Source organism: Providencia sp. PROV119, assembly GCF_028482435.1.
Taxonomy (GTDB): Bacteria; Pseudomonadota; Gammaproteobacteria; order Enterobacterales; family Enterobacteriaceae; genus Providencia; species Providencia stuartii.
Genome location: NZ_JAMPQL010000013.1, coordinates 114,579 through 139,673 on the forward strand (window position 1 = coordinate 114,579; position 25,095 = coordinate 139,673).

Consider the following 25,095-nt stretch of genomic DNA (forward strand, 5'->3'; position numbering starts at 1 on the left):
ATATGCGTGTAATTGTTTATGGCAGTTTAAGGCGCAAGCAAGGAAATCATCACTGGATGACTTACGCTCAGTTGTTAGGCGAACATAGCTTAGAAGGCTATGAGCTTTATGACTTGGGGTATTATCCAGCGGTTATCAAAGGTGAAGGTGTGATTGAGTGCGAAGTGTATCGCATCAATCCCTCTATCTTGACTGAGTTAGATGAGTTAAAGAAAAATTCACAGGACTATGTTCGTGAATTAATCCCTACGCCATATGGCAATGCTTGGATTTATCTTTATCGGCATTCCGTTGAAGGCTTGCGTCGTATCAAATCAGGTGACTGGTTAAAACGTCACGAAGAAGAGTAATAAAGCGCCGGTAGCCAATGGGTTATCGGCGCTTTTTCTATAAAAAAGGCTCTCGTGTTACCACCAGAGCCTTCCCTTCCCGAGTTAGGGGAAATTATTTTTTAGCAGCGCGTTCGAAAGAAGAGATAATTTCAGCTTTAGCCGCTTCAACGTTATCCCAACCGTCTACTTTCACCCACTTACCTTTTTCTAAATCTTTGTAGTGTTCAAAGAAGTGTGTGATTTGTGCGCGTAGCAGCTCTGGCAGGTCATTCACATCTTTAATGTGATCGTATTCTTTGCTCAGTTTAGTGTGTGGTACTGCAACTAATTTGGCATCTTCACCTGATTCATCAGTCATTTTTAATACGCCGACTGGACGGCAACGAATAACTGAGCCTGGTTGTAATGGGTAAGGTGTTGGTACCAGTACATCAACAGGGTCACCATCTAAAGATAGTGTGTTGTTGATGTAACCATAGTTACATGGATAGAACATCGCTGTAGACATAAAACGGTCTACAAATAGAGCGCCAGAGTCTTTATCAACTTCATATTTGATAGGATCTGCATTAGCAGGGATTTCGATGATAACGTAGATATCTTCTGGCAGATCTTTACCTGCCGGTACATTGTTCAGGCCCATGAAAAAGTATCCTTTATGTTAAAAACTAATATGCCCATCAATAAGTTAAGCCCTATCTAAGCAACTTAAAACGATTTTGGGTACATAACGTGAAAGGTATTATAGCCGTAAAGAGGGGTAAAACTCACTAGTTGGTAGGGCATTCATAAAAAAAAGCTGAGAAAAGGCCACAAAAAAGGCGGGATTAGCCCGCCTTAGCGCGATGAATAACATTATTCAGCGTCAGGGAACTCACGCATAAAGGATTCCGCTTTTTCAACCATAGAAGCTGTACCAACAAAGAAAGGAACGCGTTGGTGAAGTTCAGTTGGGTTGATATCTAAAATACGGTCACGTCCGTTACTCGCTTTACCGCCTGCTTGTTCTGCAAGGAACGCAATTGGGTTGCATTCGTATAGTAAGCGGAGCTTACCATTTGGATGGCTTGCCGTGCTTGGGTAGATATAGATGCCGCCTTTAAGCAAGTTACGGTGGAAATCCGCAACCAGCGAGCCAATGTAGCGAGTCGTATAAGGGCGACCTGTCGCTTCATCTTGTTCTTGGCAGTATTTAATGTATTTTTTCACGCCCATAGGGAACTTGATGTAGTTACCTTCGTTGATTGAATACATTTTTCCTTCTGCTGGGAACATCACTTTTTCGTGAGAGAGGCAGAAGACACCAAGTGATGGATCATAGGTAAAGGCATGTACGCCACATCCTGTGGTATACACCAACATGGTGGATGAACCGTAAACGACGTAACCTGCCGCGACTTGACGATGACCCGGTTGCAAGAAGTCAGCTTCAGTCACCGGTTGGCCAATTGGGGTAATACGATGGTAGATAGAGAAGATTGTTCCGACGGAAACGTTTACATCGATATTCGAAGAACCATCCAGTGGATCCATTAATACGACATATTTCGCGTTTTCTGCACGATCGCCTTCGAAAATGACGATTTCATCTTCTTCTTCGGAGGCAATACCAGCTACTTCCCCGCGAGCTTTCAAAGCGGCTTTTAATTTTTCGTTTGCATACAGGTCAAGCTTCATCTGGACTTCACCTTGGACATTCGACACACCGCTTGTGCCAAGAATGTCTACAAGTCCAGCTTTGTTAATATCACGATGGATAATTTTAGCGCCCAGTTTGATTGCTGACAGTAATGCGGTCAGTTCTCCTGTTGCATGAGGAAAATCTTGTTGCTTATCGACGATGAATTCGCCTAATGTTTTCATGACGAAGGTCCTGAATATAATTGACAGAGGTTTGCAGGGGGGAATTGTACCCTTGCGCGTGGAGTTAATCTATACCCTTGATACGTTGTACCGCCGCGATGTGGGCCGTATTTTGTTACCTAAGTCACATACTTGAGCATGTACTCTTGGGATAACAGTAACTGGCTCTTGTTGCCGCGTTTGGATCATTTTGGGAATACTCTGCCTATTTTTCCCTGTATTTAATTCGAATTTTTTGTCTATATAAACCTAACGTTGATGGGTAGAATAGTGACAAACCTCATGCTATTGGATGGAAAATAATGCACATACATATTTTGGGTATCTGCGGTACGTTTATGGGGAGCTTGGCAATACTGGCTCGCTCCCTCGGGCATAAAGTAACAGGCTCCGATACAAACGTGTACCCTCCGATGAGTACCTTACTAGAAAAGCAAGGTATTGAACTCATTCAGGGCTATGACCCTAGTCAGCTAGAACCAGCACCTGATATGGTCGTTATTGGTAATGCGATGACGCGTGGTAACCCTTGTGTTGAAGCGGTATTGGAAAAAGGCCTCACTTATACATCTGGTCCACAATGGCTACATGATCATGTACTTCCTGAACGCTGGGTACTCGCTGTCGCGGGCACCCATGGTAAAACAACCACGGCGGGGATGCTTGCTTGGATCTTAGAAGATTGCGGTTATAAACCAGGGTTTTTAATTGGAGGCGTGCCAGGGAACTTTGAAGTATCAGCCCAATTAGGGGAAAGTCCCTTTTTTGTGATTGAAGCTGATGAGTATGATTGCGCGTTTTTCGATAAGCGTTCGAAATTTGTACACTACAGTCCAAGAACGCTGGTGCTCAATAACCTTGAGTTCGACCATGCCGATATTTTTGAAAATTTAGAAGCCATCCAAAAACAGTTCCACCATCTTGTTCGTATTGTGCCTGCTAGCGGTAAAATTTTCATGCCAGATAGCGATAATAACCTTAAACAGGTTATGACGATGGGCTGCTGGAGTGAGCAAGAGTTCGTCGGTGAACATGGTGAATGGCAAGCGAAAAAGCTGAACCACGATGGCAGCCAGTTTGAAGTCTATTATCAACAACAACGTGTGGGTGAAGTGAATTGGTCACAAGTGGGTAATCACAATATCCAAAATGCGTTGATGGCAATTGCCGCAGCACATCACGTAGGCGTGCCCGCCAAAGAAGCGTGCTTTGCTTTAGGTAAATTTATTAATGCTCGTCGCCGCCTTGAATTACGGGGGGTTGAGTATGGTGTCAGTGTTTATGATGATTTTGCTCATCATCCAACGGCGATCCTCGCAACACTGGAAGCGCTGCGCAGTAAAGTTGGGGGCACTTCCCGCATACTGGCGGTATTAGAGCCACGCTCTAATACTATGAAGTTAGGGGTTAATAAAAGTGATATTGCTCCGGCGTTAGGTCGTGCTGATGAAGTTTTCTTATTCCAGCCAAGCAATATTCCGTGGATGGTCACTGAAATTGCGGAAAAATGTGTTCAACCAGCCCGTTGGAGTGGTGATATTGATGCGTTGGCACAAATGGTCATTGAAACCGCTCAGCCAGGCGATCATATTCTTGTTATGAGTAATGGAGGTTTTGGTGATATCCACGGTAAGTTACTCGCCGGCTTAAAAAATAAAGCAGAGACAGAGTTAGACGACTAAATATAATGGCTGACGCAAAATGCCACTTCCCTTAACAGGACAGTGGCATTTTTTGTTTTTGGATAGTAGAAAACGTCTCGTATGTTATACGACTAAACTCAGTGAATGATATTGGTGAAATGCATTGGGTTAGCGCTGTAAAATCGCGCTCTTGGCGAGGTGTGCCGAGGCTAAATGTTAACTCGCCTCAATAAATTGGCGACTATAACAATAACTATACTGTAGCTCTTGTTTTAGGCTGCCCATGTAGCAATCTAAAGAATCTGTGCAGAGATGGAAAAGACAACCAACAGCGATAGCCTTTAATTTCCACGATGGCATCAAAAAGAGGATACAATAAGCGATTGCCGCCCAGAGAGTATGTAATGGGTGAAAACCAATGCCACAGCGATTAGGATCAAAAATTGGATCCGCAAGAAGATGGTCTAAATCAATCGCCATCGTGGCTATCATAAGCAGTGACGCTAATTTCCAATTTTTGCGCCAAAATAGATAACCGAAGAGAATGGGAACTAAAAAGTGAAATCCATAGTGCACAACGTTTCTGAATATCTCAAATATCACTTTGATAGCCCATCGTTTTTATATTCAATCGCGCACGAATGCGCGAATGGAATAGAAATTAAAAAATAAAAATGGATTTAAAGCTCTTGATCAAAGAGTGAAAGGATCGCTTCGTAAAGCTCTTTAGTTGTAAAATTATTCGCTGGTGTAGAGAAAATGGTATCATCCCCTGCGATACTGCCTAAGATCCCTTCCGCTTTCCCTAAAGAATCTAGCAAGCGTGCAATCAATTGTGCGGCGCCGGGGCTTGTTCTGATCACCACAACAGAATGGTTGTAATCGATATCCAGTACTAGGTTTTTTAATGGGCTAGTCGCCGTGGGAACGCCAGGCTCTGTGGGTAAGCAGTAGACCATTTCCATTTTTGCGTTGCGAGTGCGCACAGCACCGAACTTAGTCAGCATTCTGGAAATTTTTGATTGGTTGATATTTTCAAAGCCTTGCTCTTGCAGTGCGATAACAATTTCAGCCTGAGAGCTAAATTTTTCTTCTTTAAGCAGCGCTTTGAACGCTTTAACCAAGTCTTCTTGTTTAGACGGTGTACGCATAATTAACCCATCCTATGACAATAAATTGGTCTGTATTATCTGTAAATGTGAATTTTTATGCAACAAAATTGCGTTATGATGGTTTTGTATACGATGAAAAATGAAGGTTATTGTCTTTTTTATGCATAAAAAGAGAACATTGATGAAAGTTTAGTTTAGCAAAAGTTGATAAATAAAAATAATCAATAATCTTAATGATTTATGCCTATATAAGAAGAAAATAGACCCAGTAGCATAGAGAGGTAATGCAATTTGTTGCCAAAAGGTGTAAATTTTTTGTTAATCACTTTGTGAATAACGGGATTATCAGCAGTAAAAACAATTTATTATGCAAAAATCAATAGTGATAAAAACTATTTGTTAAAAAAGTGCCCCTTATCTCATTAACAGATAAGGATTTTGTTTAGAATAGATGAAATCAGTGCGTAAGCCTATACACATTAATATGCTTCAACATCTGTTAATGAATTGTTTTTTATCAGTAATGTGTTTACTACATAACAAGATGAATCAATATACTTTTTTAAGTACAAATAAAGGAGTTTCAGAATGAAAGTTGCAGTCCTAGGCGCAGCAGGTGGTATTGGTCAGGCTCTGGCCCTTCTTCTTAAAAACCAGCTTCCAGCAGGTTCAGAACTCTCACTATATGACATCGCACCAGTAACTCCGGGTGTTGCTGCGGACCTTAGCCATATCCCAACTGACGTTAAAGTAGTTGGTTTCTCAGGTGAAGATGCGACTCCTGCACTGAAAGGCGCTGATGTTGTCCTGATCTCAGCAGGTGTTGCTCGTAAACCAGGTATGGATCGTTCAGACCTATTTAATGTTAACGCGGGTATTATTCGCAATTTGACTCAACAAATCGCTGATACTTGTCCAAAAGCATTAATCGGTATCATTACTAACCCAGTTAACACAACAGTGGCTATTGCGGCTGAAGTGCTGAAAAAAGCAGGCGTTTACGACAAAAACCGTCTATTCGGTGTAACGACTCTGGATATCATCCGTTCTAATACTTTCGTTGCTGAACTGAAAGGTAAGAAACCACACGAAATCGAAGTGCCTGTCATCGGTGGCCACTCAGGTGTTACTATCCTGCCTCTATTGTCTCAGATCCCAGGTGTTAGCTTCACCGATGAAGAAGTTGTTGCTCTGACTAAACGTATCCAAAACGCAGGTACTGAAGTTGTTGAAGCAAAAGCAGGTGGCGGATCTGCAACACTGTCAATGGGCCAAGCAGCAGCACGTCTAGGCCTGTCTCTGATCCGTGGCCTACAAGGTGAGCCAAATGTTATCGAATGTGTTTACACCGAAGGTGAAGGTGAACACGCTCGCTTCTTTGCTCAGCCAGTCCGTTTAGGTAAAAATGGTATCGAAGAGCATATCTCTTACGGCAAACTGAGTGAGTTTGAACAAAAAGCACTGAAAGACATGCTTGATGTACTGAGAAAAGATATCGAACTAGGTGAAAAATTCATTAATGGCTAATTGCTATTAATTTTCACTTATTTCTTAAGAAAACCGCTGTCCTGATATTGTTGGGGCAGCGGTTTTTTTTATATTCTTTCAGCTTGAGGTTGGGGTTTTTTCTCTTACTTTTCTTTCTAATAATTCACCTGTAATTGGATTGAAATAGCGGCTTGGCCATATCTCTGAAGGATGAATTCCGAGATAATTCGCAATAATCCATTCACCTTTAGGCCAAGGACGAGATAAGGCATTCGCCAGTGTGGAGGAGCTTAAACCTGCTTGTCGAGATATTGCTGCTAAAGTCGTTCCGCGTTTACGTAAAGCGGCAATTATATCTACTGGATGCCAATCCGATTTCCGTAAGATCATTTTTTAGTCCTTTTTTTACTCAGAATCATGTAGAGTTAGTAGTACATCTAACAGGAGATTGTGATACATTCACTGCAATAGCCCTGTTATTGGAAATAAAATAACAGAAATTTTCCAAAATTATTTCTAATTTTTTCTAAAAATTCAGTTTTATGAAAGGAGTTTTATTTTTATGAAATATAAGAAAGATTTGGCATATATATTTGTGATTTTATCTAACATATTGAAAGTAAAAACTAACTAGTTTGGGTTATCTGTAAAAATCACATATTAATGATAGATGTTATAAGTACAGCTAATATATAAAGACGATCGCATGAAAAAAGATAGCTGTGACCTCGTGTATATCCAATCTATTGTTATTAAAAGAAATTAAAATATACTTTACATGTATAACTCATAAATTAATTAATAATAAATATTAATAAAACAAAAAAGAAAAAGGTTATTGAGAAAATAAACACGTTTTTCAGCAATTATTATTAAATTGTAAATCGTGACTAGGAGGGTCAGGCATGCAAAAAGAATGGTTAACGGCGAAAGAGTTAGTTGGCTTAAAAGGACTCCCAATGACTACTCAAGGTATCAATGCGATGGCTCGTCGTGAAAACTGGTTATGCCGCAAGCGGCGGGGGATTCAAGGAAAGGCGTTGGAATATCATATTAATAGTTTGCCTGAAGGTTTATTTGAGCCCCTTTCTGTTTATGAAGCCCCTGCATTATATCAAGCAAAACATCATGATAATGCATTTATTTGGCAGGAAGTTTATCACCAGCTTTCCCCGGAAGAGCGTAACCTTATATTGGCATTTATTATGCGTGAAGGTGTAATAGCATTGGTAGATTTAATAAATAAAAAATAATTTACCTAAAAAATCGGTTTGGGTAATTCAATAATGAAGAATAGGCATATTGGTACTCAACATATTCTTTATTAACAATATTTAGATAGAGCCTCAACGGCAGATTTCATAATATAAGTTCGAAAGAGATAATATGAAAAAAATGTGGTTCACTGCGAAAGAATTAGCAGGTTTAGAAGGCTTACCAACTTCTCCTCAAGGTATTAATTTGATGGCTAGAAGAGAAGGATGGAAAAATCGTCGTAAGCGTGGCGTTCAAGGTAAAGCCGTCGAGTATCATCTAGAGAGCTTACCTGGAGAAATACAGAGTCAATTGAGTCTTTCTGAGCCTTCAGTGGGCTATCAAAGCCAAAGAATGGATGCTTCACAAATTTGGATGGAAGCCTATTACCAACTCACTGAAGCGGAGCGTGATAAAGTGGTGAAATATATTTTGCGTTATGGCCTTTCATCATTGCTCGCTAGGATCGAAAAAGAAGAAAAAGGGGAAGAGTAGTCTCTTTCCCCCTCATCGCATTCAAAACGATACGTTTAACGCTATGAGTGACGTGAAATAGCCACCTCTGCGAGGCTGATTAACGCGTCTTTATAAACTGAATCATCAAGAGTACTCAAAGCATCAATGGCTTTTTGCGATTCCTCTTTTGCGCGAGCGTAGGTGTACTCCAGTGAGCCGCAACGTTTCATAGTTGCCAGCACAGTGTCCAGTAGGTGACGGCCATTGCCCTGCTCGATCGCTTGACGGATCAAGGCGGCTTCTTCCTCTGTTCCATGGTTCATTGCATGAAGTAGGGGCAGCGTAGGCTTCCCTTCATCAAGGTCATCCCCGGTATTTTTGCCTAATTGCTTATTATCTGCGTCATAATCCAACAAATCATCAATCAATTGAAAGGCAGTGCCGAGATAGCGACCGTAATCTTGCAAGGCTTTCTCTTGCTCGGGGGTTGCTGATGCTAAAATTGCCGATGCATGCGCGGCAGCTTCAAACAAACGAGCGGTTTTACTGTAGATCACTTGCATGTAGTTTTCTTCAGTAATGTTAGGATCGTTACAGTTCATCAACTGTAAGACTTCACCTTCAGCGATAACGTTCGTCGCTTCCGACATGAGTTTAAGGACACGCATCGAGTCAAGATCCGTCATCATTTGGAAGGATCGTGTATAAATAAAGTCCCCAACGAGGACACTCGCAGCATTACCAAATACGGCGTTCGCTGTTTGTTTACCGCGGCGCATGTCGGATTCGTCGACAACATCATCATGCAATAAAGTTGCAGTATGGATAAACTCGATCAGCGCAGCAACTTGAATATGTTTTTGCCCTGAATAACCAAGGGATCGTCCTGCCAATACCGCGATCATTGGACGGATCCTTTTCCCACCACCGCTAACAATGTAATAACCAAGTTGGTTAATTAGCGCAACGTCTGAATTCAATTGACTGAGGATTGCTTCGTTTACTGCTGACATATCCTCGCTAGTCAGTTCAACAATAGATTCTAAATTCATCGTAATTTATTCATATTATAGGATTTTAGCCGCCACCCTTTAGTCAAAAAGGTGTCGCCAATAGAACAGTTATAGCCTAAGCATAACATTAATATTTCTAAGATAATTAGTTGTAATGCAAAAAATGTTTAAATAAGTAACAATTCGAGTTATTCATCATAAATCAAAGGCTGACCGGAGTATGGAATAAAAAAGTCGGTTTTTTTGTGATCTAAATGCATTATTGGCTTGTGTTCTGACGCTTTTTTGCGTAGAATTCGCGCCCTATTGTGAATATTTTATAGCGTGCTCAGGAATTAAATTTTTTAGCGGGTACGCGGAAAGCGGAGTTAATATGTACGCGGTTTTCCAAAGTGGTGGTAAACAACACCGAGTTAGCGAAGGTCAAACTGTCCGCCTAGAAAAGCTGGACATCGCAACAGGTGAAACTGTTGAATTTGATCACGTTCTGATGGTTGCTAATGGCGACGATATCAAAATTGGCGCTCCTGTCGTTGAAGGCGTTAAAGTGAAAGCGGAAGTGGTTGCACACGGTCGTGGCGATAAAGTTAAGATTGTCAAATTCCGTCGTCGTAAACACAGCCGTAAACAACAGGGTCACCGTCAGTGGTTCACTGATGTTAAGATCACTGGCATCGCTTAAGATTTAGGAGAGCAGATTAATGGCACACAAAAAGGCTGGCGGCTCGACTCGTAACGGTCGCGATTCAGAAGCAAAACGTCTGGGTGTAAAACGTTTCGGTGGCGAAGCTGTATTAGCAGGTAGCATCATCGTTCGTCAACGTGGTACTAAGTTCCACGCAGGTAACAACGTAGGTTGTGGCCGTGACCACACTCTGTACGCTTTAGCGGACGGAAAAGTTAAATTTGAAGTTAAAGGTCCACAAAACCGTAAATTTATCAGCATCGAAGCTGAATAAGTTTTCTGACTTTTAATTCGAATTAAAGCCCTGCAAAAACTTTTTGCGGGGCTTTTTATATTTAGAATACGCCATCTCTGGGTAACACGGCCATCCAGCACTATAATGGCTATCATACGGAGAAAGAATTATGAAATTTGTAGATGAAGCCAAAATATTGGTTGTGGCGGGGGATGGTGGCAATGGTTGTGTCAGCTTCCGCCGCGAAAAATACATTCCAAAAGGCGGTCCTGACGGTGGTGACGGCGGCGATGGTGGTGATGTCTATCTGCAAGCCGACGAAAACCTGAATACACTCATCGACTACCGTTTTGAAAAATCTTTCCGCGCAGAGCGTGGGCAAAATGGTCAAAGTCGTGACTGTACAGGGAAACGTGGTCAAGATATCACGATCAAGGTGCCTGTCGGAACGCGTATACGCGATCTCGGTACTGGAGAAATACTGGGTGATATGACTCGCCATGAGCAGCGCCAAATGGTCGCGAAGGGCGGTTTCCATGGTTTGGGTAATACACGCTTTAAATCTTCAGTTAACCGCGCTCCACGTCAACGTACGATGGGGACGCCTGGTGAAACTCGTGAGCTGATGTTAGAGCTGATGCTGCTCGCTGATGTGGGTATGCTAGGGATGCCGAATGCGGGTAAATCGACCTTTATTCGTTCGGTATCGGCAGCGAAACCAAAAGTCGCTGATTATCCATTTACTACGCTAGTACCGAGCTTAGGTGTCGTGCGTATGGATAACGAAAAAAGCTTTGTGGTTGCGGATATTCCAGGGTTAATCGAAGGTGCTGCGGAAGGCGCAGGTTTAGGGATCCGTTTCCTTAAACACTTAGAGCGCTGTCGCGTGCTATTGCATCTGATCGACATCTGCCCGATCGATGAATCGGATCCTGTGGAAAATGCCAAGATCATTATTAGCGAACTCGAAAAATACAGCGAAAAACTGGCAGAAAAACCACGTTGGTTAGTGTTTAACAAAGTGGATATTTTAGGCCCTGAAGAGTCCGCAAAACGTGCTGCTGAAATCGCTAAAGCGATGGGCTGGGAAGATAAATACTATATGATCTCCGCGGTGAATCACGAAGGTGTGAAGGCACTGTGTTGGGATATTATGGAGTTTATGGAAACTCAGCCGCGTGATATGGCAGCATCGGAAGATGAAAAACAGCCTGAAAAAGTTGAATTTATGTGGGATGACTACCATAAAGAGCAACTCGAAGGTGCTGAAGATCTGGATGACTGGGATGATGATTGGGACGAAGATGACGACGAAGGTGTCGAAATCATCTATCAGAAATAATCAATCTCAGAAAAACCCCCAATGATTGGGGGTTTTTTCAAATATAAAGATTGTTTTATTTACGGGGAATTGATCGAAGGATCAATTTTTCTGGTAAAGATCTTTATACAACCGACTCTCAAAACGCACGAGAGGAACGCGTCGGCTCCGTTGTTGGTTTTGTGGTACCGCATAGGCAGAGATAAACTGTACGAAAGCAACGCGTTGCCCACTAGCCGTCGTGATAAAGCCTGCTAAGTTATAGACGCCTTGTAAAGCCCCTGTTTTAGCTGAAACTTTGCCATTCACACCGGCTTCATCTAAGCCGCCACGGTAACGTAATGTACCGTCATGTCCTGCAAGAGGCAGCATAGAGATAAAATCAAGTTGCTGATCGTTTTTGGCGATAAATTGTAGAATTTCCATCATTGTCGTCGGCGTGATCAGGTTATGGCGGGATAAACCAGAGCCATCGACCATAACGGTATTACCTAAATCGATGCCCGCTTTTTGTTTTAAAACCTGCCTAACAGCATCCGACCCCGAGCGCCACGTACCGGGAACACCGTAATAGTCTCGACCAATAGTACGAAAGACAGTATCAGCAATCATATTGTCTGATTTTTTCAACATCACCTTCAATAGGTCATGCAGCGGCTGAGATTCGGTTTTGACGAGGACCTGCGATTGTGCCGTTGGTTGGGTACGCTTTTTGACATGCCCTGTTAGCGCTATGCCCGCATTTTGCAGTTCATTTTTAACAATAGCGCCGGAATAGCTTGCGCCATTTTGTACCGCAAAGGCAAGGGGGAGAGGTTCACTACGTTGTGATAGACAGCCTGTTAACGTGTAGCGATTTAGCTCGCCAGGAACCACATCCAGTTCACAATAACGCCCTTCAGGGTCTCCCTTGGCTAATGTTTTAACCTCACTGAACATATTGACGGGGTAGAAACTGGCTGCCTTGATATAAGCCATATCCCCTATTTTTTGAGCGGGATAGAGTGAAACAGAAAAACAGTTTCTATCGATAATGGCTGCGGCAGGCGGCGCACTAAAGCATTGCGTCATATCGTTCCATACCCAGCCCGGCGCTTTATCATGGCTAGTAAATGCCGAAATATCGACAATTAAATCACCTTCAACTTTGTGGATACCAATCTGTTTCAGCGCATTGACCATATTGCGGATTTGCTGGCGTGTGAGTGTTGGGTCGCCGCTAAAGCGGATAACGAGGTCGCCCGTTAGCGTATTGTTGTTTAATTTTGCATTGGTTTCGAAATTCGTCACAAAACGGTAATCAGGACCAAGCTGTAGCAAAGCCGCGAGGGCAGTGACGACTTTTTGGGTACTTGCAGGCAGTGCCATTTGCTGCGCATTGTAATCAATAATGGGGGTGTCACTACCGACTTTTTGCGCAACCAGAGCGAGGTTAGTACCATCGGGTAAATATTGCTTATAATCATCAATTGGAATGGCAAATGCTTGTCCTGTGGTGAAGACAAGTCCTAAAGTGATGATCCATTTTCTGGTAAGTGTTAATAACGGCATAAATTTCACGCATTAGGGTAGACATACTGTACATACTAAAGTGTAATGCCTGAAAAAGTAAACGATGACCCGCTATTAACTCTACGTTAGAATGGTTAGCATTGTGATAAGATAAGTGTGTGAATGGGTTTTAAAGACACATTCACAGCCTGTGTATTGTTTGAGCCTCCCCATTAACCATGGGGCGGTTCAGTGTACTGTTGTTACAAAAATCAGGAAGATACTTATTTTTAGATAGGATTGAAACAGAGGTATTTATCAATGAAACAGATTCCAATGACGGTATTGGGTGCAGATAAGTTACGAGAAGAGCTCGATTATCTTAAATCTGTCCGCCGCCCGGAAATTATTGCAGCGATTGCGGAAGCCCGCGAACACGGTGACTTGAAAGAGAACGCAGAATATCATGCCGCTCGCGAACAACAGGGTTTTTGTGAAGGCCGAATTCAAGAAATTGAATCCAAGCTTTCCCATGCTCAGGTTATTGACGTCACGAAAATGACAAACAATGGTCGTGTGATTTTTGGTGCGACAGTTACTGTGTTGAATGTTGATACGGATGAAGAGCTGACTTATCGCATTGTGGGTGATGATGAAGCAGATATTAAAATCAATCTGATTTCCGTTAACTCACCGATTGCACGCGGCTTGATCGGTAAAGAACAGGATGATGTTGTCACTATCAAAACGCCCGGTGGCGACGTTGAGTTCGAAATTCTTAAAGTTGAGTATATCTGATTCCTATTTGCCTGAATTGGTTATATTATTTTACTGTATTAGCGAAAAAGGCCGCTGGCGGCCTTTTTCTTCATATAAAAGCTGCCTTCAATGGCATTTTTATATAAATTAAGGGTGATTATTTAGGTAAAATAATTTTGCGCTCATCCGATGGTCGGTAGAGAACAAGTATCTTGCCTATAATTTGTACATTAACAGCACCTGTTTCGCGAACGATCGCTGCAGCGATCAAATTTTTAGTTTCGCGATCTTCGCCTGCGATTTTGACTTTGATAAGCTCATGATGTGCTAATGAAAGTTCAATCTCAGCTAAAACACCCTCAGTTAACCCATTGTTACCAATCATAACAACTGGGTTGAGGTGATGAGCGAGGCTTTTCAGGTGTTGGATTTGTTTTTTATTAAGATTCATCGATTTTTTGCTTCGTTAGTATTGAAAATGGCTTATTCTACCGCCATCTGATATCTATCACCATCAATTATATTTATCGGATGGTAAAGAAGTAACAATGAACACCCAAAATAATTCGAATTACATGCAGTGGTATCATCAACGTTCATGTAGGCCGAAAAATGATGGGGATAGATGTGCTCTATTTAGTATAGTTGGAAAATGCAATGGCCAATAAAAAACGTTCGGCAAGCTCTAGTCGCTGGTTGCAAGAACATTTTAGTGATAAATATGTTCAACAAGCACAAAAAAAAGGGCTTCGCTCACGTGCATGGTTTAAACTGGATGAAATCCAGCAAAGTGATAAAATTTTTAAACCAGGTATGACCGTTGTTGATTTGGGGGCAGCACCCGGAGGCTGGTCACAGTATGTGGTTAGTCAAATAGGCCATAATGGCCGGGTGATTGCTTGTGATATTTTACCGATGGACCCGATTGTTGGCGTTGATTTCCTTCAAGGAGATTTTCGTGAAGAAGCAGTGCTAGCTGCACTGTTAGAGCGGGTTGGAGATAAAAAAGTCCAGGTGGTCATGTCTGACATGGCTCCCAATATGAGTGGGACTCCCGCGGTCGATATACCTCGGTCGATGTATTTGGTTGAGTTAGCATTGGATATGTGCCGTGCTGTGCTGGCTCCTGGGGGCAGTTTTATTGTTAAAGTGTTTCAGGGGGAAGGCTTTGACGAGTACCTCAGGGATATCCGTTCCCTATTTACGAAAGTAAAAGTTCGTAAACCCGAATCTTCGCGGGCACGATCGCGTGAAGTATACATTGTAGCGACAGGGCTAAAACTGTAGTACCCTGAACGTTATTTGTTAACACAGTTGTAATATGAGGTTAATCCCTTGAGTGACATGGCGAAAAACCTGATTCTCTGGTTAGTCATCGCAGTTGTTCTGATGTCCTTGTTCCAGAGTTTTGGCCCAAGCGATTCGAATAATCGCAGAGTTGATTATTCTACGTTTATCAATGAGTTAGCCCAGGATCAGGTACGTGAAGTTCGTATCACAGGTCGTGAATTAAACGTCAGAAAGGCTGATAATAGCCGTTATACAACTTATCTTCCTATGCAGGATGAGAAGCTGTTAGACACGTTGCTAAATAAGCACGTAACTGTCGTTGGTGAGCCACCAGAAGAACCTAGCTTTCTGCAAACTATCTTTATTTCCTGGTTCCCAATGCTTCTGCTGATCGGTGTCTGGATCTTCTTTATGCGCCAAATGCAAGGCGGTGGCGGTAAAGGAGCAATGTCATTCGGCAAAAGCAAAGCTCGAATGCTAACGGAAGATCAAATCAAAACGACTTTTGCCGATGTTGCTGGCTGTGATGAAGCAAAAGAAGAAGTTGGTGAAATTGTTGATTTTCTACGTGAACCAGCTCGTTTCCAGAAGTTGGGAGGTAAAATACCAAAAGGCGTCCTGATGGTAGGTCCTCCAGGTACAGGTAAAACTTTGCTTGCTAAAGCAATTGCCGGTGAAGCCAAAGTACCATTTTTTACGATTTCAGGTTCTGACTTTGTTGAAATGTTTGTCGGTGTTGGTGCATCGCGTGTTCGTGATATGTTCGAACAAGCGAAAAAAGCAGCACCTTGTATTATCTTTATCGATGAAATCGATGCGGTTGGTCGTCAACGTGGCGCTGGTTTAGGTGGTGGTCACGATGAGCGTGAACAGACTCTGAACCAAATGCTGGTTGAGATGGACGGTTTTGAAGGCAATGAGGGTATTATTGTTATTGCGGCAACAAACCGTGCTGATGTTTTGGACCCTGCATTATTACGTCCAGGCCGTTTTGACCGTCAGGTTATGGTAGGTTTACCAGATGTACGCGGTCGTGAACAAATATTAAAAGTTCACATGCGTCGTGTTCCTATTGATCCTGCTGTTGATACAGCCATCCTTGCTAGAGCAACGCCTGGGTTCTCCGGTGCTGAATTGGCAAACCTAGTGAATGAGGCAGCCCTGTTTGCGGCTCGTGCCAACAAACGCGTTGTTTCAATGGTTGAGTTTGAAAAAGCTAGGGATAAAGTATGGCTGGGGGCTGAACATCGTTCTTTGATGATGACAGAAGAACAAAAAGAAGCTACCGCGTATCACGAAGCAGGCCATGCAATTGTTGGTTATCTGATGCCTGAGCATGACCCTGTGCATAAAGTGACGATTATCCCTCGTGGGGGTGCATTGGGCGTTACTTTCTATCTACCTGAAGGCGACCAAGTCAGTGCAAGCCGTCAGAAATTAGAAGGGAATATCGCTAGCACATACGGTGGTCGTATTGCAGAAGAGTTAATTTATGGTCATGACAAAGTCTCTACAGGGGCGTCAGGCGATATTCAGCAAGCAACCAACACCGCTAGAAAAATGGTGACTCAGTGGGGCTTCTCTGAGAAGTTAGGGCCAGTACTGTATGCTGACGAGGAAGGGCCTGCATTTTTAGGTCGCTCGGGGCACAGCTCGACTTATTCGGATGAAACTGCTCGCATTATTGATGAAGAGATTAAAGCAATTATTGAGCGCGCTTACCAAGTCGCCTATAAAACGCTGACAGACAATATGGATATTCTGCATGCTATGAAAGATGCATTATTGAAATATGAAACCATTGATATGCCAATGATTGATGATTTGATGAATCGTCGTCCTGTACGCGAACCGGCGGGCTGGGATGAAGACAAAAAAGTCAACAATGTAACGGGTTCTTTTGGTGCTGCGGTTAATACATCAAAACCTGAAACAACGACTGAAAAACCTCAATCTGAAGAGCCAAAAAACAGTAATGATGAATCTCATTCATCAGACAATACAAACGATAACAAACCACAATAAGCTATCGTTAAGTGATATGGAAAAACCCCAGTTCTCTGGGGTTTTTTACGTTAAGGTGAAATAACGATGAAAATTAGAGCAAGGGCTTGTGAACTCGATCTATCCACACCAAAAGTGATGGGGATTTTGAATGTTACTCCTGATTCATTTTCAGATGGTGGCACTCATAATCGTTATCATGACGCATTGGAACATGCCGCTAAGATGGTGAATGAAGGGGCATCGATTATTGATATTGGCGGTGAATCGACGCGTCCGGGAGCGGCAGAGGTTTCTGTCAATGAAGAACTCGATAGAGTTATTCCAATTGTGGAAGCCATTGCACAGCGTTTTGATGTGTGGATTTCTGTTGATACTTCAAAAGCGGAAGTGATGTCAGAAGCCGCAAAAGCAGGTATGCACTTAATCAATGATATTCGCTCATTACATGAGCCAGGAGCCATTGAAGTTGCGGCACAAAGTGGCTTACCCGTTTGTATTATGCATATGCAAGGTCAGCCAAGAACCATGCAAGATGCACCTAATTATGAAAATGTTGTAGCAGATATTAAAGCTTATTTTGATGCTGAAATTGCGCGTTGTGTCGCGGCAGGTATCGATAAACAGCAGATAATACTCGATCCCGGTTTTGGTTTTGGTAAAAACCTGTCACATAATTATCAACTGCTGGCAAATTTGGATCAGTTTCATGATTTCGGACTACCGCTATTGGCAGGAATGTCCCGTAAATCTATGATTGGAAACTTATTGAATGTTCCACCACAAGAAAGGCTTGTGGGAAGTATTGCTTGCGCAACTATTGCAGCGATGCAAGGCGCACAGATTATTCGTGTACATGATGTCAAAGAGACCGTACAAGCAATGCAGATCGTTCAGATGACTCTGTCAGAAAAGGAAAAGTTAGCGTATGAGTAACCGTAAATATTTTGGTACTGATGGTATTCGTGGCAAAGTGGGTGACAGCCCAATCACGCCTGATTTCGTATTAAAATTAGGCTGGGCAGCAGGGAAAGTTCTTGCTCGCCATGGCTCACGAAAAATTATTATTGGTAAAGATACGCGTATCTCCGGTTATATGTTGGAGTCATCTTTAGAAGCGGGTCTAGCGGCTGCGGGTTTATCTGCGTCATTTACTGGCCCAATGCCAACACCTGCCGTAGCTTATCTGACACGTACTTTCCGCGCTGAGGCGGGGATTGTAATTTCTGCGTCTCATAACCCTTATGATGATAATGGGATTAAATTCTTCTCGATTGATGGGACTAAATTGCCTGATGAAGTCGAAGAAGCGATAGAAGCGGAGATGGAAAAACCAATCACATGTGTTGAATCCGCAGAGCTAGGTCGCGCAAACCGTATTGTTGATGCTGCGGGTCGTTATATTGAATTTTGTAAGGGCACTTTCCCTAGTGAACAAAGCCTCTCTAGCCTAAAAGTCGTTATCGACTGTGCTAATGGCGCAACTTACCATATTGCACCGAATGTATTTCGTGAGTTAGGGGCTGAAGTCATCGCGATTGGCTGTGAACCTAATGGGATCAACATTAATGAGAAGTGTGGCGCTACGGATGTTCGCATGCTACAAGAGCGTGTGCTTGCAGAAAAAGCGGATGTGGGGCTAGCCTTTGATGGTGATGGTGACCGTTTGATTATGGTTGACCATGAAGGTAATAAAGTCGATGGTGACCAAATTCTCTATATCATTGCGCGTGAAGCATTACGTCAAGGTCAATTAAAAGGTGGTGTTATCGGCACGCTGATGAGCAATATGGGGTTAGAAATCGCTCTGAAACAACTTGGCATTCCTTTTGAGCGCGCAAAAGTGGGTGACCGCTATGTACTTGAGAAGCTCCAAGAAAAAGGTTGGAGAATGGGGGCTGAAAACTCAGGTCATATTATCTTATTAGATAAAACGACGACGGGTGACGGTATTGTGGCTGGTCTGCAAGTACTCAGTGCGATGGTTCGTAACCAAATGAGTTTGCATGACTTATGCAGTGGCATGAAACTGTTACCGCAAGTATTGGTTAACGTACGCTTTTCTGGCTCACATGACCCATTACAAAGTGAAGCTGTATTGACCGCGAGTGAGCAAGTCGAGAAAGAGTTGGCAGGCAAAGGTCGTGTTCTGCTGAGAAAATCAGGTACAGAACCTTTGATTCGAGTCATGGTCGAAGGTGAAAATGAAGCTGACGTTTTGGCGATGGCTAACCGCATTGCTGATGCAGTAAAAGCGGCAGGTTAATCATTTTAACGATAGGATCGTTTAAAAATAAGGCACTAACTGAGAGCCTGACAAAATTGCCCATCCCGAGTTCATTTGCTGTTTTTTTCCGCAAATGAACTCAGGAAATGAAATTTGGCTTGCTTGTCGGCTCAGCTTTGGTTAGTATTCGCACCTGCTTAATCCCGTAAAGGTCATACTTAAGCGGCAAATAAGCGGGTGTGCAGTATTATAGGTCATAGTGGTTACACTATGTTCCGCAAACTGAATAGGTAACTCAAATGTACATAGCTCTTTTAATTGTTTTCTTGTTGGTAGCTATCGGCCTGATTGGTCTGATCATGTTACAACAAGGTAAAGGTGCTGACATGGGTGCGTCATTCGGTGCGGGTGCCTCTGCAACACTGTTTGGTTCATCGGGTTCTGGTAACTTCATGACTCGTATGACTGGAATCTTGGCTGCTGTATTTTTCATTATCAGTTTGATCCTTGGCAATATGACTGCCAATAAATATGGAACTGGTAGCAAATGGGAAAATATTAGTGAACCGGCAAAAGTCGAGCAACCAACAGACGTTCCGGCAGCACCAGCAACACCAACGAGCGATATCCCTCGTTAAGTGTTAAAGATTCCGGATGAAGGCATTTAAGCCATCATCAATAAAGTAAAAAAGAATTTGAGGTTATTGTTAAGTTATTCATCAATAACCTCGCCTCAGTGCCGAGGTGGTGAAATTGGTATACACGCTACCTTGAGGTGGTAGTGCCTACAAAACGGGCGTACGGGTTCAAGTCCCGTCCTCGGCACCATTATTTAAGATAACTTGTGCTCTACAGGTTATTTGTGTAGAATATGTCACGTTTTCGAACGCGGGATGGAGCAGCTTGGTAGCTCGTCGGGCTCATAACCCGAAGGTCGTCGGTTCAAATCCGGCTCCCGCAACCAATTCTTAGTCAGCATATCTTATCAGATGTATTTATCGGAAATTCTCATCGATTTATCACGGTTTTAAAGATATACTAAGAACATGGTGAACCCGTTGGCACTACAGGGTCCAGTTTCATAAAGCCCCGAAATTTCGGGGTTTTTTGTTATTTGACAATCGAATTAACTGGGCTTTTATAGCCCTTTTTTTATGTCTGGGGGTGGGCTTGTCCACATTAGAACAAAAATTGACAGAGATGATTTCAGCACCGGTGGAAGCACTTGGCTTTGAATTTGTAGGCTTAGAGTTTGTCCGTGCTCGTACATCGACATTGCGTGTTTTCATTGATAGTGAAGAAGGCATCACTGTTGATGATTGTGCTGATGTCAGCCATCAGGTGAGTGCAGTATTGGATGTCGAAGATCCAATCTCTGTGGTCTATAACCTAGAAATATCGTCACCAGGGCTAGAACGCCCACTGTTCACTGTCGCACATTATGAGCGTTTTGTCGGTGAAGAGGTGGCACTGACTTTACGCATTGCGATGCAGAACCGCCGTAGATGGCAAGGCATTATAAAAGCTGTCGAAGGTGAAATGATAACGGTTACTGTGGATGGTAAGGATGAAGTGTTCGCCCTTGGCAACATCCAGAAAGCTAACTTGGTACCCCACTTTTAATTAAGTTCAATGAGGCAACTAGGATGAACAAAGAAATTCTGGCTGTTGTAGAAGCGGTTTCTAACGAAAAATCCCTCCCTCGTGAAAAAATCTTCGAGGCACTGGAAACGGCACTAGCGACAGCAACCAAAAAGAAATATGAGCAAGAAATTGACGTTCGTGTCGAAATCGATCGCAAATCCGGTGATTTTGATACCTTCCGTCGTTGGCTGATCGTTGAAGATGTAACGATGCCAACACGTGAAATTACGTTAGAAGCAGCACAATTTGAAAACCCAGAGCTAAAACTGGGCGAATACGTTGAAGACCAAATCGAGTCCGTTGCTTTCGACCGTATTACAACCCAAACTGCAAAACAAGTGATCGTACAGAAAGTACGTGAAGCGGAACGTGCGATGGTGGTTGATCAATTCCGTGAGCAACAAGGTGAGATCATCACCGCTCAAGTTAAGAAAGTAAACCGTGAAAATATCACGTTAGATCTTGGTAACAATGCTGAAGCGGTGATCTTACGAGAAGATATGTTACCGCGTGAAAACTTCCGTCCAGGTGACCGCATCCGTGGAGTCCTGTATGATGTTCGTCCGGAAGCACGTGGCGCACAACTTTTTGTTACCCGTTCTCGCCCAGAAATGTTGGTTGAATTATTCCGCATTGAAGTGCCAGAAATTGGTGAAGAAATTATTGAAATCAAAGCCGCTGCTCGTGATCCGGGTTCTCGCGCTAAGATCGCAGTAAAAACTAACGATAAGCGTATTGACCCGGTCGGTGCGTGCGTTGGTATGCGTGGCGCGCGAGTTCAAGCTGTTTCTAGTGAGCTAGGCGGCGAGCGAATTGATATTGTGTTATGGGATGATAACCCAGCTCAATTCGTGATTAATGCAATGGCTCCGGCTGATGTGGCATCTATTGTGGTTGATGAAGACAAATGTACAATGGATGTTGCCGTAGAAAGCAGTAACTTAGCTCAGGCGATTGGTCGTAACGGCCAAAATGTGCGCTTAGCAGCACAGTTACTGAAAAAACACCGTGGTGATGACAAATGGGAATTAAATGTCATGACTGCAGAAGAGCTGAATGCAAAACATCAGGCAGAAGCGCATGCTTCTATTGACACATTCACTAAGCATCTTGACATTGATGAAGAGTTCGCCACTGCACTTGTTGAAGAAGGCTTCTCGACGTTAGAAGAACTGGCCTACGTGCCTATCAAAGAGCTTCTGGAAATTGACGGTTTAGATGAAGAAACTGTTGAAGTTCTACGTGAAAGAGCGAAAGCGGCCCTCACTACGATTGAATTGGCTCAAAAAGAGAGTCTAGGTGATAACCAGCCGGCAGAAGATTTATTGAATCTGGATGGTATGGATAATACTCTGGCCTATAATTTGGCTATTCGCGGTATCTGTACACTGGAAGATCTTGCTGAGCAGGGCATCGACGACCTGATTGATATCGAGGGTCTGGATGGTGAGAAGGCAGGTGCACTCATCATGGCCGCACGTAATATTTGCTGGTTCGGTAACGATGCGTAAACACTGTAGCAGGAAGGAACGGCATGACAGAAACTGTAAAATCATTGGCAGCAGAAATTCAAACCACAGTTGAACGCCTGGTACAGCAATTTGCTGAAGCAGGGATCAAAAAAGGTGAGAATGACTCTGTTAGTCAGGCAGAAAAAGAAACATTGCTGGGGCACTTGAATCGTGAGCAAGGCGGTTCAGCGAGCCAGCCAAGTAAGTTAACATTGCAACGTAAAACACGTAGTACGTTGAGTGTTCCAGTCACCGGTGGTAAGAGCAAATCGGTAAATGTAGAAGTCCGCAAAAAACGCACTTATGTGAACCGCGACGCTGAGCAAGCGCAAGCGGAAGAGCAGGCGAAGCGTGAAGCGGAAGAGCAAGCACGGCGCGAAGCTGAAGAACTGGCTAAACGTGAAGCAGAAGCAAAACGTATCGCAGAAGAAAATGCGAAGCGTGAAGCGGAAGCAAAGCGTGCAGCCGAAGAGAAAGCAAAACGTGAAGCAGCTGAGAAAGCTACGCGCGAAGTAGCGGAAAGAGAAAAAGTGAAATCAAGCGAAAATCATCAAAAAGCTGGCAAAGCCGGTGAGACCAACTCTGAAAAACAGCGCCGTGAAGCTGAAGCAGCAGCTCTGAAGCGTAAAGTTGAAGAAGAAACTCAACGTAAAGTTGAAGCAGAAGCGAGACGTGTCGCAGAAGAGGCTCGCAAAATGGCAGAAGAAAACAACGAAAAATGGAACAATGATTCCAGAATCGACGACGATAGTGACTATCACACGACGACTTCTCGCCATGCTCGTGCAGCGGAAGATGAAAGCGACGAAAAAGAAGAAGGTCGTCGTTCTCGTAACCGTAGTGCGAAAGCGCCTCGCCAAAAGAAAGGCAATAAGCTTTCTGAAAAAGCCGATCGTGAAGAAGAACGCGCTGCTGGCCGCTCTAATCGCGTCAAAGGTAAACAACGTAAAGGTAGTTCACTGCAACAGAGCTTTAACAAGCCTGCGGCAGCAGTAAACCGTGACGTGGTTATCGGTGAAACGATCACTGTTGGTGAACTCGCTAACAAAATGGCGGTGAAAGGTTCACAAGTGATTAAAACAATGATGAAGATGGGCGCGATGGCGACTATCAACCAAGTCATTGACCAAGAAACTGCGCAGCTTGTTGCAGAAGAGATGGGGCACAAAGTTATCCTTCGTCGCGAAAATGAGCTAGAAGAAGCGGTAATGAATGACCGTGATACGGGTTCAGCAGTTGAAGAGCCACGTGCACCGGTTGTTACCATCATGGGTCACGTTGACCATGGTAAAACATCACTGCTTGACTATATTCGTTCAACGAAAGTCGCTTCAGGCGAAGCAGGTGGTATCACTCAGCACATCGGTGCTTACCATGTGAAAACTGATAAAGGGATGATCACCTTCTTAGATACTCCGGGTCACGCCGCGTTTACGTCAATGCGTGCTCGTGGTGCTCAGGCGACGGATATCGTTGTTCTGGTTGTTGCAGCAGACGATGGTGTGATGCCACAAACTATCGAAGCCATCCAACACGCAAAAGCGGCGGGTGTGCCTATCGTTGTTGCTGTGAACAAAATTGATAAACCAGAAGCGGATCCAGATCGTGTAAGAAATGAGCTGTCACAATACGGTGTTATTTCTGAAGATTGGGGTGGTGATACTCAGTTTATTAGCGTATCGGCGAAAAAAGGTACCGGTATCGATGAGCTGCTTGATGCTATCTTGCTACAAGCAGAAGTCCTCGAGCTGAAAGCAGTTTACGCAGGTATGGCAAGCGGTGTTGTTGTTGAATCTTACCTTGATAAAGGCCGTGGTCCAGTTGCAACGATTCTTGTTCAAGAAGGTACGCTCAACAAAGGTGATATTGTTCTTTGTGGTTTTGAATACGGCCGTATTCGTGCAATGCGTAACGAACTCGGTAAAGAAGTTCAATCTGCTGGCCCATCAATGCCTGTTGAGATTTTAGGTCTATCCAATGTTCCATCCGCAGGTGATGAAGCAACCGTTGTTCGTGACGAGAAAAAAGCACGTGAAGTTGCATTGTATCGCCAAGGTAAATTCCGCGATGTGAAATTGGCTCGCCAACAGAAATCTAAACTGGAAAACATGTTTGCTAACATGGAAGAAGGTAAAGTTTCTGAACTGAACATTGTTCTAAAAACCGACGTTCAAGGTACTTGTGAAGCGATTACTGACTCACTGTTAAAACTATCGACTGATGAAGTTAAAATCAAAATCATCGGTTCTGGTGTGGGTGGTATTACCGAAACTGACGCAACTCTGGCTGCGGCATCGAATGCGATCATTCTTGGCTTTAACGTTCGTGCTGACGCATCTGCTCGCCGCGTTATTGAGAGTGAAAGTGTTGATTTACGTTACTACTCCGTCATCTATAGCTTGATTGATGAAATCAAACAAGCGATGAGCGGTATGTTAGCACCTGAATACAAACAGCAAATCATGGGTCTTGCAGAAGTCCGTGACGTCTTTAAATCACCGAAGTTTGGTGCTATCGCTGGTTGTATGGTGACAGAAGGTACTATCAAGCGTAATAACCCAATCCGTGTTCTGCGTGATAACGTGGTTATTTACGAAGGTGAGCTGGAGTCACTGCGTCGCTTTAAAGATGACGTCAACGAAGTCCGTAATGGTATGGAGTGTGGTATCGGTGTTAAGAACTACAACGATGTCCGTGTTGGCGATATGATTGAAGTCTTTGAAGTGATTGAAGTTAAACGTTCGATTGACGGTTAATTTCTTTTATA

The 25,095-nt window shown here is 43.4% G+C and carries 25 protein-coding genes and 2 tRNA genes; 19 read left to right on the forward strand and 8 right to left on the reverse strand.

Features of this window, described 5'->3' with window-relative positions:
- Nucleotides 1-2 precede the first annotated feature (2 nt).
- Nucleotides 3-350 (forward strand): gamma-glutamylcyclotransferase family protein, encoded by a 348-nt coding sequence (locus PSF11_RS12480; protein WP_004915721.1) that lies wholly within the window; start codon nt 3-5, stop codon nt 348-350.
- A 94-nt stretch (nt 351-444) separates the two neighbouring features.
- On the opposite strand, the gene ppa is transcribed toward PSF11_RS12480, so the two are convergent.
- Nucleotides 445-975, reverse strand: coding sequence for an inorganic diphosphatase (gene ppa / locus PSF11_RS12485; protein WP_004915724.1), 531 nt, complete (start codon nt 973-975; stop codon nt 445-447).
- 212 nt (nt 976-1,187) lie between these two features.
- Nucleotides 1,188-2,195: a class 1 fructose-bisphosphatase gene (gene fbp, locus PSF11_RS12490; RefSeq protein WP_072502703.1), complete on the reverse strand. Its 1,008-nt coding sequence runs from the start codon at nt 2,193-2,195 to the stop codon at nt 1,188-1,190.
- Between the two features lie 302 nt (nt 2,196-2,497).
- Here fbp and mpl point away from each other — a divergent pair, with 302 nt between their 5' ends.
- Nucleotides 2,498-3,877: a UDP-N-acetylmuramate:L-alanyl-gamma-D-glutamyl-meso-diaminopimelate ligase gene (mpl, locus tag PSF11_RS12495; protein WP_014657320.1), complete on the forward strand. Its 1,380-nt coding sequence runs from the start codon at nt 2,498-2,500 to the stop codon at nt 3,875-3,877.
- A 177-nt stretch (nt 3,878-4,054) separates the two neighbouring features.
- Here mpl and PSF11_RS12500 read toward each other — a convergent pair whose 3' ends face one another.
- Together PSF11_RS12500 and argR are read right to left on the reverse strand one after the other, a co-directional pair.
- A complete protein-coding gene (locus PSF11_RS12500) occupies nt 4,055-4,441 on the reverse strand; it encodes a DUF6122 family protein (protein WP_004915730.1) in 387 nt (128 codons plus the stop codon).
- Nucleotides 4,442-4,518: 77 nt separating this feature from the next.
- Complete coding sequence (gene argR / locus PSF11_RS12505; RefSeq protein WP_004915733.1) at nt 4,519-4,989, reverse strand: transcriptional regulator ArgR; 471 nt, start codon at nt 4,987-4,989, stop codon at nt 4,519-4,521.
- A gap of 549 nt (nt 4,990-5,538) precedes the next feature.
- On the opposite strand from argR, the gene mdh reads away from it, so the two are divergent.
- A complete protein-coding gene (mdh, locus tag PSF11_RS12510; protein WP_004915736.1) occupies nt 5,539-6,477 on the forward strand; it encodes a malate dehydrogenase in 939 nt (312 codons plus the stop codon).
- Nucleotides 6,478-6,555: 78 nt separating this feature from the next.
- Here mdh and PSF11_RS12515 read toward each other — a convergent pair whose 3' ends face one another.
- Nucleotides 6,556-6,828 carry a helix-turn-helix domain-containing protein gene (locus tag PSF11_RS12515; protein WP_272682826.1) on the reverse strand — a complete coding sequence of 91 codons (273 nt, stop codon included), beginning with the start codon at nt 6,826-6,828 and terminating at the stop codon, nt 6,556-6,558.
- Between the two features lie 515 nt (nt 6,829-7,343).
- Here PSF11_RS12515 and PSF11_RS12520 point away from each other — a divergent pair.
- Nucleotides 7,344-7,691 (forward strand): DNA-binding protein, encoded by a 348-nt coding sequence (locus PSF11_RS12520; protein WP_004915743.1) that lies wholly within the window; start codon nt 7,344-7,346, stop codon nt 7,689-7,691.
- Between the two features lie 133 nt (nt 7,692-7,824).
- The gene (locus PSF11_RS12525; protein ID WP_004915746.1) at nt 7,825-8,187 is read left to right on the forward strand and encodes a DNA-binding protein; all 363 of its coding nucleotides are present in this window, start codon (nt 7,825-7,827) and stop codon (nt 8,185-8,187) included.
- A 41-nt stretch (nt 8,188-8,228) separates the two neighbouring features.
- Here PSF11_RS12525 and ispB read toward each other — a convergent pair whose 3' ends face one another.
- The gene (gene ispB, locus PSF11_RS12530) at nt 8,229-9,200 is read right to left on the reverse strand and encodes an octaprenyl diphosphate synthase (protein ID WP_004915749.1); all 972 of its coding nucleotides are present in this window, start codon (nt 9,198-9,200) and stop codon (nt 8,229-8,231) included.
- A 334-nt stretch (nt 9,201-9,534) separates the two neighbouring features.
- Between ispB and rplU the strand changes: the two genes are divergently transcribed.
- The 3 genes from rplU (at nt 9,535) to cgtA (ending at nt 11,423) form a co-directional block, all read left to right on the forward strand.
- Nucleotides 9,535-9,843: a 50S ribosomal protein L21 gene (gene rplU, locus PSF11_RS12535; protein ID WP_004915752.1), complete on the forward strand. Its 309-nt coding sequence runs from the start codon at nt 9,535-9,537 to the stop codon at nt 9,841-9,843.
- Between the two features lie 19 nt (nt 9,844-9,862).
- Nucleotides 9,863-10,120 carry a 50S ribosomal protein L27 gene (rpmA, locus tag PSF11_RS12540; RefSeq protein ID WP_004915755.1) on the forward strand — a complete coding sequence of 86 codons (258 nt, stop codon included), beginning with the start codon at nt 9,863-9,865 and terminating at the stop codon, nt 10,118-10,120.
- 130 nt (nt 10,121-10,250) lie between these two features.
- Nucleotides 10,251-11,423 carry an Obg family GTPase CgtA gene (gene cgtA, locus PSF11_RS12545; protein WP_004915758.1) on the forward strand — a complete coding sequence of 391 codons (1,173 nt, stop codon included), beginning with the start codon at nt 10,251-10,253 and terminating at the stop codon, nt 11,421-11,423.
- An 81-nt stretch (nt 11,424-11,504) separates the two neighbouring features.
- On the opposite strand, the gene dacB is transcribed toward cgtA, so the two are convergent.
- A complete protein-coding gene (gene dacB, locus PSF11_RS12550; RefSeq protein ID WP_004915760.1) occupies nt 11,505-12,953 on the reverse strand; it encodes a serine-type D-Ala-D-Ala carboxypeptidase in 1,449 nt (482 codons plus the stop codon).
- 261 nt (nt 12,954-13,214) lie between these two features.
- On the opposite strand from dacB, the gene greA reads away from it, so the two are divergent.
- A complete protein-coding gene (gene greA, locus PSF11_RS12555) occupies nt 13,215-13,691 on the forward strand; it encodes a transcription elongation factor GreA (protein WP_004915763.1) in 477 nt (158 codons plus the stop codon).
- A gap of 118 nt (nt 13,692-13,809) precedes the next feature.
- Here the strand turns inward: greA and yhbY are convergent, their stop codons facing one another.
- Nucleotides 13,810-14,103 (reverse strand): ribosome assembly RNA-binding protein YhbY, encoded by a 294-nt coding sequence (gene yhbY, locus PSF11_RS12560; RefSeq protein ID WP_014657324.1) that lies wholly within the window; start codon nt 14,101-14,103, stop codon nt 13,810-13,812.
- A 206-nt stretch (nt 14,104-14,309) separates the two neighbouring features.
- On the opposite strand from yhbY, the gene rlmE reads away from it, so the two are divergent.
- The 10 genes from rlmE to infB all read left to right on the forward strand — a co-directional run bounded on the left by rlmE (nt 14,310) and on the right by infB (nt 25,084).
- Nucleotides 14,310-14,939, forward strand: a complete 630-nt coding sequence (gene rlmE / locus PSF11_RS12565; protein ID WP_004915770.1) for a 23S rRNA (uridine(2552)-2'-O)-methyltransferase RlmE — start codon at nt 14,310-14,312, stop codon at nt 14,937-14,939.
- A 48-nt stretch (nt 14,940-14,987) separates the two neighbouring features.
- Nucleotides 14,988-16,967 carry an ATP-dependent zinc metalloprotease FtsH gene (ftsH, locus tag PSF11_RS12570; protein ID WP_127891335.1) on the forward strand — a complete coding sequence of 660 codons (1,980 nt, stop codon included), beginning with the start codon at nt 14,988-14,990 and terminating at the stop codon, nt 16,965-16,967.
- Between the two features lie 66 nt (nt 16,968-17,033).
- Nucleotides 17,034-17,882 carry a dihydropteroate synthase gene (gene folP, locus PSF11_RS12575; protein ID WP_004915787.1) on the forward strand — a complete coding sequence of 283 codons (849 nt, stop codon included), beginning with the start codon at nt 17,034-17,036 and terminating at the stop codon, nt 17,880-17,882.
- Nucleotides 17,875-19,212, forward strand: a complete 1,338-nt coding sequence (glmM, locus tag PSF11_RS12580) for a phosphoglucosamine mutase (protein WP_053110808.1) — start codon at nt 17,875-17,877, stop codon at nt 19,210-19,212. Before folP ends, glmM begins: the two co-directional genes overlap by 8 nt.
- A 260-nt stretch (nt 19,213-19,472) precedes the next feature.
- Complete coding sequence (gene secG, locus PSF11_RS12585) at nt 19,473-19,811, forward strand: preprotein translocase subunit SecG (RefSeq protein WP_004915793.1); 339 nt, start codon at nt 19,473-19,475, stop codon at nt 19,809-19,811.
- A 100-nt stretch (nt 19,812-19,911) separates the two neighbouring features.
- Nucleotides 19,912-20,001: transfer RNA gene (locus PSF11_RS12590), tRNA-Leu, on the forward strand.
- 59 nt (nt 20,002-20,060) lie between these two features.
- Nucleotides 20,061-20,137 (forward strand) — tRNA-Met (locus tag PSF11_RS12595).
- A gap of 206 nt (nt 20,138-20,343) precedes the next feature.
- Nucleotides 20,344-20,796 (forward strand): ribosome maturation factor RimP, encoded by a 453-nt coding sequence (gene rimP, locus PSF11_RS12600; protein WP_014657325.1) that lies wholly within the window; start codon nt 20,344-20,346, stop codon nt 20,794-20,796.
- 23 nt (nt 20,797-20,819) lie between these two features.
- Nucleotides 20,820-22,328 carry a transcription termination factor NusA gene (gene nusA / locus PSF11_RS12605; protein ID WP_004915799.1) on the forward strand — a complete coding sequence of 503 codons (1,509 nt, stop codon included), beginning with the start codon at nt 20,820-20,822 and terminating at the stop codon, nt 22,326-22,328.
- 23 nt (nt 22,329-22,351) lie between these two features.
- Complete coding sequence (gene infB, locus PSF11_RS12610) at nt 22,352-25,084, forward strand: translation initiation factor IF-2 (protein WP_004915802.1); 2,733 nt, start codon at nt 22,352-22,354, stop codon at nt 25,082-25,084.
- Nucleotides 25,085-25,095: the final 11 nt, after the last annotated feature.

Coding starts and splice junctions, on each gene's coding strand:
- rplU (WP_004915752.1), top strand. CDS start 9,535: ATGTACGCGGTTTTCCAAAGTGGTGGTAAACAACACCGAGTTAGCGAA.
- mpl (WP_014657320.1), top strand. CDS start 2,498: ATGCACATACATATTTTGGGTATCTGCGGTACGTTTATGGGGAGCTTG.
- rlmE (WP_004915770.1), top strand. CDS start 14,310: ATGGCCAATAAAAAACGTTCGGCAAGCTCTAGTCGCTGGTTGCAAGAA.
- ppa (WP_004915724.1), bottom strand. CDS start 975: ATGGGCCTGAACAATGTACCGGCAGGTAAAGATCTGCCAGAAGATATC.
- folP (WP_004915787.1), top strand. CDS start 17,034: ATGAAAATTAGAGCAAGGGCTTGTGAACTCGATCTATCCACACCAAAA.
- mdh (WP_004915736.1), top strand. CDS start 5,539: ATGAAAGTTGCAGTCCTAGGCGCAGCAGGTGGTATTGGTCAGGCTCTG.
- rpmA (WP_004915755.1), top strand. CDS start 9,863: ATGGCACACAAAAAGGCTGGCGGCTCGACTCGTAACGGTCGCGATTCA.
- dacB (WP_004915760.1), bottom strand. CDS start 12,953: ATGCCGTTATTAACACTTACCAGAAAATGGATCATCACTTTAGGACTT.
- infB (WP_004915802.1), top strand. CDS start 22,352: ATGACAGAAACTGTAAAATCATTGGCAGCAGAAATTCAAACCACAGTT.
- greA (WP_004915763.1), top strand. CDS start 13,215: ATGAAACAGATTCCAATGACGGTATTGGGTGCAGATAAGTTACGAGAA.
- nusA (WP_004915799.1), top strand. CDS start 20,820: ATGAACAAAGAAATTCTGGCTGTTGTAGAAGCGGTTTCTAACGAAAAA.
- cgtA (WP_004915758.1), top strand. CDS start 10,251: ATGAAATTTGTAGATGAAGCCAAAATATTGGTTGTGGCGGGGGATGGT.
- secG (WP_004915793.1), top strand. CDS start 19,473: ATGTACATAGCTCTTTTAATTGTTTTCTTGTTGGTAGCTATCGGCCTG.
- PSF11_RS12520 (WP_004915743.1), top strand. CDS start 7,344: ATGCAAAAAGAATGGTTAACGGCGAAAGAGTTAGTTGGCTTAAAAGGA.
- fbp (WP_072502703.1), bottom strand. CDS start 2,195: ATGAAAACATTAGGCGAATTCATCGTCGATAAGCAACAAGATTTTCCT.
- glmM (WP_053110808.1), top strand. CDS start 17,875: ATGAGTAACCGTAAATATTTTGGTACTGATGGTATTCGTGGCAAAGTG.
- ispB (WP_004915749.1), bottom strand. CDS start 9,200: ATGAATTTAGAATCTATTGTTGAACTGACTAGCGAGGATATGTCAGCA.
- yhbY (WP_014657324.1), bottom strand. CDS start 14,103: ATGAATCTTAATAAAAAACAAATCCAACACCTGAAAAGCCTCGCTCAT.
- PSF11_RS12515 (WP_272682826.1), bottom strand. CDS start 6,828: ATGATCTTACGGAAATCGGATTGGCATCCAGTAGATATAATTGCCGCT.
- argR (WP_004915733.1), bottom strand. CDS start 4,989: ATGCGTACACCGTCTAAACAAGAAGACTTGGTTAAAGCGTTCAAAGCG.
- PSF11_RS12480 (WP_004915721.1), top strand. CDS start 3: ATGCGTGTAATTGTTTATGGCAGTTTAAGGCGCAAGCAAGGAAATCAT.
- PSF11_RS12525 (WP_004915746.1), top strand. CDS start 7,825: ATGAAAAAAATGTGGTTCACTGCGAAAGAATTAGCAGGTTTAGAAGGC.